Source organism: Limosilactobacillus sp. (assembly GCF_040772465.1).
Classification (GTDB): Bacteria; Bacillota; Bacilli; order Lactobacillales; family Lactobacillaceae; genus Limosilactobacillus.
On the sequence record NZ_JAXGYB010000006.1, the window covers coordinates 129,996 to 144,776 of the forward strand.

The following is a 14,781-nucleotide window of genomic DNA, read 5'->3' on the forward strand; positions in this document are numbered from 1 at the left end:
GAGATGCCCTTAATGAGCTGGAAAGAGACATACCAAAACTGGAAAGACTATCAATCACTGGATGACACCTTGAAAAAGGAACTAGATGCCATGCAGGATGATGATGAGATCAAAGATGCCTTCTATGCCCCGCTGTCGTTCGGAACAGCCGGAATGCGTGGATTGATGGGCCCTGGTATTAATCGGATGAATGTTTACACCGTTCGCCAAGCCACGGCTGGTTTAGCTAGTTTGATGGTTTCACTAGGTGATGAGGTGAAATCCCGTGGTGTAGCCATTGGCTATGATTCTCGTCATAATTCCAAGCTCTTTGCTCATAATTGTGCTCGTGTTTTAGGGGCTCAGGGAATTAAGTCTTACATCTATGATGATCTGCGCCCAACACCTGAACTTTCATTTGCAGTGCGTCACGAACATGTATATGCCGGGATTATGATTACTGCTAGTCATAATCCAAAGGAATATAACGGCTATAAGATCTATGGTGAAGATGGTGGCCAGATGCCGCCAAAGGAATCAGACATGATGACTGGCTATATTCGTAAGATCACCAATCTGTTTGACATTCCATTGGCTGATGAAGACCAGCTCTTGTCCAACGGACTTGAAACAGTGATGGGGGATGACGTCGACAAAGCATATTTGGCAAACGTCAAGACCGTCACGATTAATCAAGAACTATCTCAAAAGTATGGCGAAAACCTCAAATTTGTCTTCACACCGCTATGTGGGACTGGTCGGATGCTGGGTGAACGGGCTTTAAAGCAAGCTGGTTTTACTAACTACGAGCTAGTTGCTGAAGAAGCACAGCCTAATGGTGACTTCCCGGGCCTCAAGCACCCTAATCCAGAATTTCCTGAGGCCTTTGTACGTGCCAAGAAGCTGGGTCAAAAAGTGGACGCCGATGTTTTGATTGCTACCGATCCTGATGCCGACCGTTTGGGCGTAGCAGTACGTCAACCAAGTGGGGAATATCAGTTACTGACTGGTAACCAGATCGCATCAGTGATGCTGCACTACATCCTGGAAGCTCACAAGCAGGCTGGGACATTACCGGACAACGCTGTTGCCGTGAAATCCATTGTTTCAACTGAATTCGCAACCAAGATTGCCCAATCCTATGGTGTCAAGATGATTAACGTACTGACCGGCTTTAAGTGGATTGCTGACCAGATTCACCAGTACGAAACGAAGCATAACCACACCTTTATGTTTGGCTTTGAAGAGAGTTATGGTTACTTGGTCAAGCCATTTGTTCGTGATAAGGATGCTATCCAATCATTGGTTCTTTTGGCTGAAGTGGCTGCTTATTACAAGAGTCGTTCGATGACCCTGTATGATGGGGTTCAAGAGCTCTTTAAGCGTTATGGCTACTTCCGTGAAAAGACCATTGCTAAACAGTACCCTGGGATCAATGGCCGTGATCAAATGGCAGCGATGATGCAGAAATTCCGTGATGAGGGTATCGATGAATTTGCTGGCCGTAAAGTTGTGACGACAGAAGACTTCAGCAAAAACACCAAGACTAGCAATGGGCAAACGAGCGACCTCAATATGCCAAATTCCAACGTTTTGAAGTATATTATGGATGATGAAACGTGGATTGCCATCCGCCCATCTGGCACTGAACCAAAGTTGAAGTTCTACGTCGGAACATTCGCTGACAGCCTTGAGAAAGCTAATACAAAGTTGGATCAGTTTGAAGATGCTATCGAGGAATTGACTAAAGAATAAGCATTTGTAATCTAAAAGGAGCCGCTATCGCGGCTTTTTTTATTGTCAAAATTCCAACATCAGGCAATGTTTTAGAAATAATTTAGCTCCAGATTTATCATTTTTAACAAATTTTGTAAATCCAGCCAAACAGATAGCTGAATTTGTAGCATTGCGGCACTACTTACTAATTGTATGCAAAGGTGGACTAATCATGTTCAGGTGTTAACTAATGGCATCAACTCAGAGCTTTGTTTCTGGTAAATGGTCACGAATGGTCTACCATAAATAGTGAAGGGAAGGAGAAAAGAAACAGCTTTTATTGATAGAATTCCATTCATTTCCCTTCGGATTCTATACCAAAGGAGGTTATTAAAATGTTTACCGCTATTTTCTGGATCTTACTCATCTGGCTGATTGTCAACCTGATTTGGATGTGCACACAGCTGTCCAACCAGAAATTGATCAAGACATTTGCCTGGATCAACGTCGTAGCTATCATTATTGGCTTCTGGGTATTCTATGGTGTAAGTCACCCAGCAAACACGTTGGCAACCTGGTTCCTTGTAGTTAACTGGGTCAACGTTGTCTTAGCCATCGTTCAATTCTACCTTGGCTACCGGAAGCAATCATAACTGATGGCGCTGGGAATTACCTAACTAGCTCTTCCACCTTTAAATGGTGGAGGGGCTTTTTATTTTCCCGGGAAATTACCGAGTAGATGCTTTGGGGGAATGTATGTTCGTGTGGTAAAATCAAGTGTGTTTGAGAACAGCAAAAATATGTGGGAGGCAGTTATGATATATCGTCAACCTGACCGTGATTTTGAATTAGTTTCTGATTACAAGCCAACTGGCGACCAGCCTCAAGCTATCGATAAGCTGACGAAGGGAATTGAGGATGGCGATAAAGCCCAAATCTTAATGGGAGCTACCGGGACGGGCAAAACCTTCACCATTTCCAACGTCATCGCCCGTATCAACAAACCAACCTTGATATTGAGCCATAACAAGACCCTAGCTGGTCAGCTCTACGGTGAGATGAAGAAATTTTTCCCTCACAACGCGGTGGAATACTTCGTCAGTTACTATGATTACTACCAACCAGAAGCCTATGTTCCGTCTAGTGACACCTATATTGAAAAAGACGCGTCGATCAACGACGAAATTGATAAACTCCGCCACGGAGCCACCAGTTCATTACTAGAACGCAATGACGTGATTGTCGTGGCCTCTGTTTCTAGTATCTTCGGCTTAGGGGATCCTCGTGAATACCAGAAATCCGTCCTTTCCTTACACGTGGGTCAACAGATCGAGCGGAACCAATTACTTCGTGACCTGGTCTCCATCCAATTTGACCGCAACGATATCGACTTTCAGCGTGGGCGTTTCCGGGTACACGGAGACGTTGTCGAAGTTTTCCCGGCATCGCGTGACGAAAAGGCCCTGCGGATTGAATTTTTTGGTGACGAAATCGATCGCATTCGTGAAGTGGATGCACTGACTGGCGAAGTGGTCGGGGACTATGACCACGTCTCTATCTTCCCGGCCACCCACTTTATGACGAACGATGACATCATGGACCGGGCTCTGCCGCAAATCAAAAAGGAAATGCAGGACCAGGTGGCTAAATTCACCAAGCAGGGCAAGCTACTGGAAGCTGAACGGATTGAGCAACGGACCACCTACGACATGGAAATGATGCGTGAGATGGGTTACACCAACGGTATCGAAAATTACTCACGGTACATGGATGGTCGTAAGGCAGGGGAGCCACCGTTTACCTTACTCGATTTCTTCCCGAAGGACTTTTTGCTCGTCGTCGATGAATCACACCAGACGATGCCCCAAGTGCGGGGGATGTACAACGGTGACCGAGCCCGTAAACAGATGCTAATCGACTACGGTTTCCGTTTACCTAGTGCCCTTGATAACCGTCCATTGAAACTCAAGGAATTTGAAGAACGGGTCAACCAAGTAGTCTACATGTCAGCAACGCCTGGCCCTTATGAACTCAACCAGACCGACCACATCGTTGAACAGATCATTCGGCCGACGGGTTTGCTTGACCCGACGATCGAAGTCCGTCCCGTTATGGGACAGATCGACGACCTCGTCGGTGAGATTAACAAGCGGGTTGAACGCCACGAACGGGTTTTTGTTACGACCCTGACGAAAAAGATGTCAGAAGATCTGTCTGATTACCTGAAGGATTTAGGAATTAAGTGTAAGTACCTGCATAGTGGGATTAAAACCCTGGAGCGGACGCAGATTATTCGGGACCTGCGTTTAGGGAAGTTTGATGTCCTCGTCGGTATTAACTTACTGCGGGAAGGTCTTGACGTTCCTGAAGTTTCCTTAGTAGCCATTCTGGATGCCGACAAGGAAGGCTTCCTCCGGAATGAACGGTCACTGATCCAAACTATTGGCCGGGCAGCCCGCAATGAACACGGGGCGGTGATCATGTACGCTGACACCGTCACGGAATCAATGCAAAAGGCGATCGATGAGACGAAGCGGCGTCGTCAAATCCAGCAGAAATACAATAAGGACCATCACATCACTCCGAAAACAATCATCAAGCCGATTCAAGATGCCATCACCGCTGTTCAGAAGACGGATGATCAAAAAGAAGAGAAGACCGACCAAGAATTCTCCGATCGCGACTTTGCTAAACTGAGTCGGGCTGAGCAAGTGAAGATGCTGCAAGAATTGACTGAGCAGATGCGTGATGCAGCTAAGCGCCTGGACTTCGAACAGGCGGCCACCCTGCGTGATACTGTGCTAGAACTGAAAGGCTCCGTCAAAAAGGGTTCATCCAAGAAGAGTAAAAAGAGGGGAGCAAAAGTTGGCAAACACTAATAACAAAATTGTGATTCATGGCGCGCGAGCACATAATTTGCAAAACATCGACGTCACGATTCCGAAAAATAAGCTAGTCGTTATCACGGGATTGTCTGGATCCGGTAAGAGTTCACTGGCCTTTGACACCCTTTACGCCGAAGGACAACGACGTTATGTCGAAAGCCTCTCTGCTTATGCACGTCAATTTCTGGGACAGATGGATAAGCCAGACGTTGACAGTATCGATGGACTTTCACCAGCTATTTCCATCGACCAAAAGACGACGAGCCATAACCCGCGGTCGACGGTGGGAACTGTTACCGAAATCAATGACTACCTGCGTTTGTTGTGGGCACGGGTAGGGACGCCGATCTGCCCAAACGATCACATCCCGATTAGCAGCCAGTCACCGGAACAGATGGTCGATCGGGTATTGAAACTGCCGGAACGCACGAAAATGCAGATTTTATCGCCAATTGTCCGGGATAAGAAAGGAACACAGAAAAAGGTCTTTGCCAAGGTGAAGCGGGAAGGCTTCGTTCGTGTCCAAGTCGATGGTGAAACCTATGAACTAGATGAAGTCCCAGAATTAAATAAAAACAAGAAACACACGGTTAACGTCGTGGTTGACCGGATTATCGTAAAGGACGGAATTCGGTCACGTCTGTTTGATTCTTTTGAATCAGCATTACGACTGAGCGACGGCTATGCCATTGCCGACGTCATCGGTGGCGAGAACATTCCTTTTTCTGAACAATACGCTTGCCCAATTTGTGGCTTTACGGTCGGTGAATTGGAACCACGGCTCTTCTCATTTAACGCGCCGATGGGGGCTTGCCCAGAATGTGAAGGACTGGGATCAAAACTTGAAGTTGATGTTGACCTGGTAGTCCCTGATAAAAAGAAGACCCTTCGTGAAGGGGCAATGGCACCGTGGAACCCGATCTCGTCGCAATATTACCCATCCTTATTGGAGCAATTCTGCCAGTCAGTAGGTATCGACATGGATACGCCTTTCGATAAGTTGCCAAAGAAGCAGCAAAAGATGGTTCTCTATGGCAATGGTGACAAGACGTTCCACTTCCACTACGAGAATGACTTCGGTGGCGTTCGGGACGTCGACGTGCCGTTTGAAGGGGTCATCAATAATGTTTCGCGGCGTTACAAGGAGACTAACTCCGACTTTACCCGCGACCAGATGCGCAAATACATGACCGAATTGCCGTGCTCGCTTTGCCATGGCTACCGCCTGAACCAACGGGCACTTTGTGTGCAGATCATGGGCCAAAACATCGGCCAGGTCAGCGAACTACCGATCAGCAAGGCTTTGCCATTTTTCAAATCAGTTAAACTTTCTGATGAGAAGATGAAGATTGCTAAACCGATCCTCAAGGAAATCATCGATCGGTTGACTTTTATGCAAAATGTCGGTGTGGAGTACCTAACTCTTTCACGTTCTGCCCGGACTCTTTCCGGTGGGGAAGCCCAGCGGATCCGGTTAGCAACCCAGATTGGTTCTAACCTCTCAGGAGTGATTTACGTTTTGGATGAACCTTCGATTGGTTTGCACCAACGCGATAATGATCGCTTAATTAACTCGTTAAAGAAGATGCGTGACCTTGGCAACACGTTGATTGTCGTTGAACACGATGAAGATACGATGCGGGCTGCCGATTACATCATCGATATAGGCCCTGGAGCCGGTGAAAATGGTGGCCGGGTCATGGCGGCAGGGACGCCAAAGCAAATTATGCGTTCACGGAAATCACTGACGGGCCAATACCTATCAGGCCGCAAGTACATCCCGGTTCCTGAAAAGCGGCGGGAAGGCAACGGTAAGTTCATCACTTTAACGGGGGCACAGGCCAACAACCTGAAGGACATCACGGTCAAGTTCCCGTTAGGTAAATTTATCTGTGTTACTGGCGTTTCGGGATCGGGTAAGTCGACGTTAGTTAACCTTATTTTGAAGCGGATTCTAGCTCAAAAGTTAAACGGCAATTCGGCTAAACCCGGGAAGTACAAGTCGATCCGGGGACTCAAGAACATCGAAAAGGTAATTGACATCGATCAATCACCGATTGGCCGGACGCCGCGGAGTAATCCCGCCACTTATACGGGGGTCTTCGACGATATTCGTGAGCTCTTTGCCCAGACCAACGATGCTAAAATGCGTGGTTACACGAAGGGACGCTTTAGCTTCAACGTCAAGGGTGGCCGTTGTGAGGCTTGTCATGGTGACGGCATCCTCAAAATTGAAATGAACTTCTTGCCTGATGTCTATGTGCCGTGTGAGGTTTGTCACGGTACTCGCTACAATTCAGAAACGCTCGAAGTTGAGTACAAGGGTAAGAACATTGCGGACGTCTTGAATATGACCGTCAGCGAGGCCCTTAAGTTCTTCCATGCTATTCCAAAGATTCGCCGCAAATTACAGACGATTGAGGATGTCGGCCTCGGTTACGTCCACCTAGGACAGCCCGCTACGACACTGTCCGGTGGTGAAGCCCAGCGGATGAAGCTAGCGGCTGAACTCCATAAGCAGAGTCACGGCAAGAGTTTCTATATCCTTGATGAACCGACCACTGGTCTACATATGGATGATATCAAGCGTTTGCTGGGTGTGCTGCAGCGCTTAGTCGATGCTGGCAATACAGTTTTGGTGATCGAACACGAACTGGACGTGGTGAAGTCAGCCGATTGGTTGATTGATCTGGGCCCTGAAGGTGGCGAAGGTGGTGGCCATGTAGTTGCAACCGGAACCCCGGAAGAAGTAGCGCAAGTTAAGGCTAGTTATACGGGTCAGTACCTGAAACCGATGCTGGAACGTGATCAAAAGTGGGCTGAGGAGCGTCAACAAAAACAGACGAATAAATAGTTTAGAAATGGATGGTCATCGTGGCCGTCCATTTTCTTATATCATGGGCTTTCGGGACGTATCCCGAACAATTACGTTACAAGACACGCCCGGTATGTTATACTTTCAGAAGTGATTCAAAATTGGAGGCAACGAGATGGCAAAACAAATGGATGTGGTCATCATTACGGGAATGAGCGGAGCTGGTAAAACGGTGGCTGTTCAAAGCTTGGAGGATTTAGGCTACTTCGTCATTGATAACATGCTACCGTCGTTAGCGGGTAAGTTTATCGATGTCTTAAAGCAATCTGACGAATCCAACAAAGCTGCAATGGTGATGGATTCACGTTCGCGTGGTTTTTACGACCAAGTGGCTTCGACCGTTGCCACCCTGCGTCAGCGTGATGATGTGCGGGTGAAGTTGGTATTTTTAGACGCCAATGATGTTGAGCTGATTTCCCGTTACAAGGAAACCCGGCGTAATCACCCGCTGTCACCACACGGCAGTGTTTTAGAAGGCATTCAACGCGAACGTCAGCTGTTGAACGACCTGAAGAGTCACGCCGATGTGATCATTGACACCACGACCCTGACACCACGTAACTTGCGTCTGCGGATTGCGGATTATTTTGGTGAAGGGGACAAAAACAACTTTTATGTTGAAGTGCTGTCCTTTGGCTTTAAGTATGGCTTGCCGTTAGATGCGGATATTGTAATGGATGTCCGCTTTTTGCCGAACCCATACTATGTTCCAGAACTCAAGCACTTAACCGGTAATGATAAGGTGGTTCAGGATTATGTAATGAATCATCAAATCTCGAAGGACTTTTACAATCACTTGTTAGGTTTATTAAAAGTCGCTTTACCGGGGTACATTCACGAAGGAAAGAGCAGTTTGACAATTGCGATTGGTTGTACTGGCGGTCAGCACCGTTCGGTTACGATCGCTAACCGTTTAGCTGACGATTTGCGTGATAAGCAGTATACAGTCAATGTTCATCATCGGGACGTTCATAAAGCAGACTAGGAGCAAAAAAATGTATCAAAAACCAAAAATTGTGGTGATCGGTGGCGGTACCGGTTTGCCAGTTATTTTGCGGGGATTGCGCGGTAAAGATGTCGACATCACCGCCGTTGTTACTGTTGCAGATGATGGAGGATCATCTGGTGTACTGAGAAACTACATCAACGTCGTACCACCTGGTGATATTCGCAATGCCTTGGTAGCTCTCAGCGATTTACCAAAGTTGGAACAGGATATTTTCCAGTACCGCTTTGATTCCAATGACAAGTTTTTGGCCGGTCACGCTATCGGCAACCTGATTATCTCCGCGCTGTCTGAAATGCAGGGAGATATCTTCACGGCTGTCCAGGAATTATCAGGGATGATGAAAATCTGCGGTCACGTTTATCCTGTTGCTAACGAACCGTTAACTTTGAATGCCGAATTTGAAGATGGCAAGCAACTCAGTGGCGAGTCTGAAATTACTAAGGCTCATAGTAAGATCAAGCGGGTGTGGGTCACCCCGTCTGAAGACAGCGATAAGCATGAAGCATCAGCAATGCCTGAAGTGATCGATGCCATTATGAATGCAGATGAAATTGTCCTGGGACCCGGTTCACTCTTCACATCCATCTTGCCAAACTTAATGATTAAAAACGTTGGTGAGGCCGTTTGCAAGACCAAAGCTGAAGTAATTTATGTTTGCAACATCATGACTCAAAAGGGCGAAACAGATAACTTCACTGATGCCGACCACGTGCGTGTGCTTAATAAGCACATGGGCCAAGATTTTATCGACACCGTCCTTGTTAACATCCAGCCGATTCCGGAAGACTACATCAATTTCCAGCAATGGAATGAAATTTCCCAACCGGTGGGTCATGATTTCCAAGGATTGCGGAAGCAAGGTTGCCGGGTGATTTCCTCGAACTTTGTCCGTCTGCGTGATAATGGTGCCTTCCACGATCAGGAATCAGTGGCGGCTGAATTGCTCAATCGTCTGCACGAGGTTCACGATTAGGAGGTGAGGCTGTGTCCTACGCTAGTCAAGTCAAAAAAGAACTGACACAGCTGACAGTTCATCGGGCCAACGCTAAGGCTGAATTGATGGCCTTAATTCGGATGAATGGTTCCCTGAGCCTTTTCCAACATAACTTGGTACTGAATGTTTCAACGGAAAGTCCGGCCATTGCCCGACGCATCTACGTTTTGCTAAAAGACTTTTACAGTGTGGAAAGTGAAATCGTAGTTCGGCGTAAGATGAAGCTGCATAAGAACAATACTTATGTCGTGCGTCTGCGTTACCATGCTAAGGAAATCCTTGGTGACCTCGGTATCTTGGATGGTTTGCAGATTCGTGAGGACGTACCCGTAAGTCTCTTAAAAGACGATCTGCAGCGACGCTCTTACTTGCGCGGAGCTTTTTTGGCCGGGGGTTCAGTTAACAACCCGGAAACTTCACGCTACCATCTAGAGATTTATTCTCTTTATGAAGAACATAACGCGATGATCGCCAAGATGATCAATCGTTACCACCTCAACGCGCGTACCACATCACGACGCAGTGGCTATATTGTTTATCTCAAGGAAGCCGAAAAGATCGCTAATTTCTTACAACTGATAGGTGCTACAGAAAGTATGCTTCAGTTCGAAAATATTCGGATTGTCCGCGATATGCGTAATTCTGTCAACCGTTTGGTTAACTGCGAGAACGCCAACCTGGATAAGGTTGCGAATGCTTCTAATAAGCAATTGGAAAACATTCGCTTGATTCAGGCACGTGGTGGCCTCAACCAGCTTTCTGATAAGCTGCGGGTAATGGCTGAAACCCGTTTAGCTCACCAGGAAGTTAGTTTAAAAGAACTCGGCGAATTAGTTCCCGATGGTCCGATTTCGAAGTCGGGTGTCAATCACCGCTTGCGCAAGATCAACCAGTACGCGGAAAAGTTGCGAAGTGGCGTTAGCTAAAAAAATGCCTGCGGGGCGTGAATTTCACGCTCTGCAGGCATTTTCTGTTTTAATGGGCTGGTTGCTTCAAGAAACTCTGTTTGAAGAGGTATTGATGACCAGCAGTCAGGTCGTATTGAACCAGCTTGTAATCGTGGAGCAGCCGTCGCTTTTTCTTAGTTAAGTTGACTTGCTGCGAGTGCTGGTTGACGAAGGTGGTCCCACCGGTATGAATGGTGTTATTGTGGTCCGTCCCGTTAGTGGAAAGGCTCATGGCTGGCATCTGAGTATAGATACGCGTAAGCAGAGCATAATAAGGGGAGACTTTAACACCCATTTGCATCAAAGCCATGGCAGCAAAGTCGTTAGGACTGACGACGCGCCGTTTAACTAATTTGCGTCCGTGACCGGTTGCTGCTGGATTACTGTAGATCCAATAGTCGGTTTCGTGGAGGGTGACACCATACTGGCTCATCGACACGTGACCGTAAATTCCAGGCAAGTGGTCGCCGTACCAAACGACGGTTACCGGCTTCTTTACCTTATCCAAGCGTTTCAGAAAATTCTTCGTTGAACCATCTGTGTAGTGAATACCCTGGATGTAGCTTTCGATTTTGGCAACGCTGTTGTCAGTTGGCGCTGCATCACCACTGACGGTGTAATGCAGTTTCTTGTAGTACGTCGGCAGGTAAGGCATGTGGTTTTGCATCGTCGCAACTTGGATGAACTGACCACCATGATGTTGCTTCAGTACTTTTAAAGTTTGCTTATAGGTGGCATCGTCTGACACCCGGGGGTTGTTTTGAATGGTACTAGTGTAAGTTAGAGCGGGGTGACTATCATAGTGGTAGAAACGCTCAAACTTAAATTTCGGATAAACCTTATTGCGGCTGTACAGCTGGGCCGAGAACGGGTGAACAGCCTGACTATAATTAAAGAGTTGGTTGATCGACCATGCCTGCTTTTGGTAGGGAACGAGTTGGGAATAAGGTGTTGGCAAGGTTGGTGAGAAGTTAGCTTCCGACAACCCTGTCAGGGCCATGTATTCCATGTTGGCTGTTCCGCCGCCGTAACCAGAGCTGAGCATCAATCCACCGGTCGTGTGCTTCTTAATTTGGCTGATATAAGGGATCGGGTTGTGGTTAACGTTTAAGCCGGGAACCCGACGTGGATCAGCAAAACTTTCGCTCAGGATAAAGATTAGGGACTGTGATTTAGCATTGCCAGAGCGATGTTTATTAATTTGTGCGCCAAGCTTATTGTAGCGTTGTGCTAATTTTTCCATCGTTGCTTTGGAATAGCCTTCTGGTTTATCCATGATGGTGACGTCGACGTTGTTGGCAAATTGAAGCAAGGTTCCGTTAATCTTGGCACCCCGGATTTGCTTGTAGAAATAAGGCACGTCCTTCGCGTTGTCCAAATAGTGACGGACCGGAGTGTTGCTGTGGTTGGCAACAGTAAAACTTCCGAGGTAGGCACAAGCGATGATGGCCATGATAAGACGGCCTTTCCATCCTAAGCGACTGACGTGGTGGTCACTGCGTTGGGCAACGACAGCGACTACTACGAGGATCACCAGGGCAACGACGACGCTAATGATGACTGTAACACTGACCATTGATAGCAGTTCTTTAAGTGATTCAACCATCGAGAGGTCGGTTGGTAAGATTGGTTCATCACGACTAGCAATTTTTAACTGGGAGGCGGTGGTCCAAACACCACTGAAAGCAATCATGAAAATCAGTGAAGGCCAGTACCAGTTGGTAATTGCCATGACGATCCCAAATAAAGCTAACAGAATCAAGATGTTTAGCCAGACTAAAGTTGGTCGGTTGTGGAAGAGCCAGACAACCATGTCATTGTTTCCAGACCAGATCAAAAGGTAAGAAATGGCGGTGAGGAGCCAAGCGGCGAGAATGGCCAACCACCAGCGCCAGTTATGGACGACCCATTGAGCAAAAGATTTAACGGCTGGTAAGAGGTTCATCGGCCGTTGGTAACGGTGAACTAAATGAATCATCAGCCATGTTAATCCCACAAAGACAATTATTGAAACGACGATCTCGATTGCTAGTAATAAGTAAGGATTGATTTTCGTCTGCTGAAATGGGGTGTCCAGTGAACGCGCGATGATCATTAGACAGAGGAGAATTGTTTCTCCACTTAGCAGCTGGGTAAGGCTAATTTTTTGCCGTGGGTAGTTATGGATGAACCAAGCGGCTAAGACAAGGATGAACACCAGCATAAATGCTTGCGTCGTACAAAGACCAACTAGGTAGTGATTAGTAACGGTAATCCCGTTATGTGGACTGTAGTTAACGTGGTAAATCCGGTACCAATTGTGAATGGCAGCGAAAATCCACGAAAGGGCTCCCAGCCCTAGCCAGCGACGATTGGACCAGCGTTGAACGCGGGGCTCGCTGCCTAGCCAATCGCCTGCAAGGAAGAGAAACGCATCCCACGTGATCGTGTTGCCGGTGCGGAAACCGAAGAAATCACGGTGCCAAATGAGGTCAGTTACGAAGAAAATTACTCCCACTGCTAAAGTAATGTGGCGTCGTGTTTGGACGGGGATGTTGCTGATCAATTTTTTAAACCAAGGCGCAATTGCGACCAGCAAGCAGAGCATCAGCCAGTAGGCAAAGATGTTCGCCATCAGGTATAGCTCGCGCGGATCGTTTGGCAACTGTGGTGTCAGCCTGTCGATTAAGGAAAAGACCAAACCACTGATCAGCATTCCGCCCGCCAACGTGACTAAGTTGTCACTAGGCTTCACGTAAGCGCCGAGCAAGACGGGGACCGTAGCGACGAGTGCGACAGCAAGGCACTTTAACATCCACAAGCCAATAAAAAGAGGGCTGCCAATCGTCAGACTGGTTAAAGCACCACCTGCTGTGGCAGTCAGTGCGGTGATGATGAGCAGACTGCTTAAAGCGAGCGGCCAGGGGATGTAGCGCATAGAGTTGCGGGTATTCATCAAAAACCTTCCCTTCAATTCCCAAATAGTGAAAATAGCATTCCAAATAAAATATTTTACACCAAAAAAAGAGCGAAGGTTGAAAAGCCCTCGCTCCTTAGTAAAACTTAACTACTTATTTACTTCTTGATTTCGTTGTTAGCCATGATACCATCTAACAGACCATAATCAACGGCTTCCTGTGCAGTCAAGTAGTGGTCCCGCTCGGTATCCTGATTAATTTTTTCAATAGACTGGCCACTGTTTTCAGCCAAAATTCCGTTGATCATCTTACGAGTCTTCAGAATTTCCGTTGCGGCAATTTCAATTTCAGTCTGTTGACCCTGAGCACCACCAGAAGGTTGGTGAATCAGAACTTGTGAGTGTGGCAGACCAAAACGCTTGCCCTTAGTACCAGATGATGCCAGGACACTAGCCATTGAAGCAGCCATGCCAATAACAATGGTTTGAACGTCTGACTTGATGAAGTTCATCGTGTCGTAGATGGCCATCCCAGAGGTAACCACACCACCAGGTGAGTTGATGTACATGTAAATGTCTTTAGATGAGTCTTGGGCATCCAAGAACAGCAGTTGGGCAACGATGGAGTTAGCCATGTCGTCTTGGATAGGACCAGACAGCATAATGATACGGTCCTTCAGCAGCCGCGAGTAAATGTCATAAGCCCGTTCACCACGTGAGGACTGTTCGATAACAGTTGGAACTAAGTTCATGCTTGCGCCTCCTAATTAGCACTTGTTAGCATTGATTGCTAACTTCTTGATGCTCTTACTATAAACCGTTGGTCAAAAAAGGTCAAATCATTTTGCTCATTTTTCCAAGTTTCTTTGCCAGAGTAAGTAATCAATCGTGGAAAGAGGTTGCTTTTCCGACCTCGCACCAGTATAATGGGGAATGTTGAAATTCACGTAGAATAAAGGAGGCATATCCCAATGCGTAAAGCACATCCACATGGCGTACAAGGTCGCCGTCCGGTAGCATCACGTTACAAGCGTGCCCGCAAGGAAAAGAAGATTGAAGCAATTCGCAAGTGGGCTAAGGAAAAGCCGGCCGACGAAAAGTAATTGCCTTAACTTAAATAATAATGGGGATGACCCCAGAATTAATCCGCCCAGCTTTGGTGCTTGGGCGGATTTTTTTGTACACATAATAGGAAAGAAAAAAGGAAGCAGCTTCACACTGCTTCCTTACTAATGCGCCCCCGGGGAGTCGAACCCCGATCTCGAGAACCGGAATCTCACGTGCGATCCATTACACTAAGGGCGCGCAACAAATATTATACTACCTTAGGAAGAAAGAAAAAGCAAGTCCAAATTATGTTGAAAATAAAAACGGTTTCATAATTTAATTGGGACGATCCTTTGATAAGAGATGGACTTACCGGCGATTATTGGTTATCATATAGACGTAGTTAATTGTGCGTTACTGTTCAAAGTCTTTT

At 46.9% G+C, this 14,781-nt stretch carries 10 protein-coding genes and 1 tRNA gene; 8 read left to right on the forward strand and 3 right to left on the reverse strand.

Annotation, left to right across the window (positions count from 1 at the left end):
* Positions 1 to 12: 12 nt before the first annotated feature.
* The 7 genes from AB3114_RS07175 (at position 13) to whiA (ending at position 10,384) form a co-directional block, all read left to right on the forward strand.
* On the forward strand, positions 13 to 1,734 hold the full coding sequence (locus AB3114_RS07175; protein WP_367342569.1) for a phospho-sugar mutase: 1,722 nt from the start codon (positions 13 to 15) through the stop codon (positions 1,732 to 1,734).
* Between the two features lie 356 nt (positions 1,735 to 2,090).
* Positions 2,091 to 2,348 carry a hypothetical protein gene (locus AB3114_RS07180; RefSeq protein ID WP_367342570.1) on the forward strand — a complete coding sequence of 86 codons (258 nt, stop codon included), beginning with the start codon at positions 2,091 to 2,093 and terminating at the stop codon, positions 2,346 to 2,348.
* 162 nt (positions 2,349 to 2,510) lie between these two features.
* Positions 2,511 to 4,574, forward strand: a complete 2,064-nt coding sequence (uvrB, locus tag AB3114_RS07185) for an excinuclease ABC subunit UvrB (RefSeq protein ID WP_367342571.1) — start codon at positions 2,511 to 2,513, stop codon at positions 4,572 to 4,574.
* The gene (gene uvrA / locus AB3114_RS07190; protein ID WP_367342572.1) at positions 4,561 to 7,434 is read left to right on the forward strand and encodes an excinuclease ABC subunit UvrA; all 2,874 of its coding nucleotides are present in this window, start codon (positions 4,561 to 4,563) and stop codon (positions 7,432 to 7,434) included. Before uvrB ends, uvrA begins: the two co-directional genes overlap by 14 nt.
* Before the next feature lie 136 nt (positions 7,435 to 7,570).
* Entirely contained in the window at positions 7,571 to 8,440 is an 870-nt protein-coding gene (rapZ, locus tag AB3114_RS07195; RefSeq protein WP_367342573.1) for an RNase adapter RapZ, read from the forward strand.
* A 10-nt stretch (positions 8,441 to 8,450) separates the two neighbouring features.
* Positions 8,451 to 9,437, forward strand: coding sequence for a uridine diphosphate-N-acetylglucosamine-binding protein YvcK (gene yvcK, locus AB3114_RS07200; RefSeq protein ID WP_367342574.1), 987 nt, complete (start codon positions 8,451 to 8,453; stop codon positions 9,435 to 9,437).
* An 11-nt stretch (positions 9,438 to 9,448) separates the two neighbouring features.
* Entirely contained in the window at positions 9,449 to 10,384 is a 936-nt protein-coding gene (gene whiA, locus AB3114_RS07205; protein WP_367342575.1) for a DNA-binding protein WhiA, read from the forward strand.
* A gap of 49 nt (positions 10,385 to 10,433) precedes the next feature.
* On the opposite strand, the gene AB3114_RS07210 is transcribed toward whiA, so the two are convergent.
* Together AB3114_RS07210 and AB3114_RS07215 are read right to left on the reverse strand one after the other, a co-directional pair.
* Positions 10,434 to 13,340 carry a sulfatase-like hydrolase/transferase gene (locus AB3114_RS07210; RefSeq protein WP_367342576.1) on the reverse strand — a complete coding sequence of 969 codons (2,907 nt, stop codon included), beginning with the start codon at positions 13,338 to 13,340 and terminating at the stop codon, positions 10,434 to 10,436.
* Between the two features lie 119 nt (positions 13,341 to 13,459).
* Entirely contained in the window at positions 13,460 to 14,053 is a 594-nt protein-coding gene (locus AB3114_RS07215; RefSeq protein ID WP_367342577.1) for an ATP-dependent Clp protease proteolytic subunit, read from the reverse strand.
* Positions 14,054 to 14,272: 219 nt separating this feature from the next.
* Here AB3114_RS07215 and AB3114_RS07220 point away from each other — a divergent pair, with 219 nt between their 5' ends.
* Positions 14,273 to 14,404, forward strand: a complete 132-nt coding sequence (locus AB3114_RS07220) for a hypothetical protein (protein WP_367342578.1) — start codon at positions 14,273 to 14,275, stop codon at positions 14,402 to 14,404.
* A gap of 130 nt (positions 14,405 to 14,534) precedes the next feature.
* Here the strand turns inward: AB3114_RS07220 and AB3114_RS07225 are convergent.
* Positions 14,535 to 14,606 (reverse strand) — tRNA-Arg (locus AB3114_RS07225).
* Positions 14,607 to 14,781 lie beyond the last annotated feature (175 nt).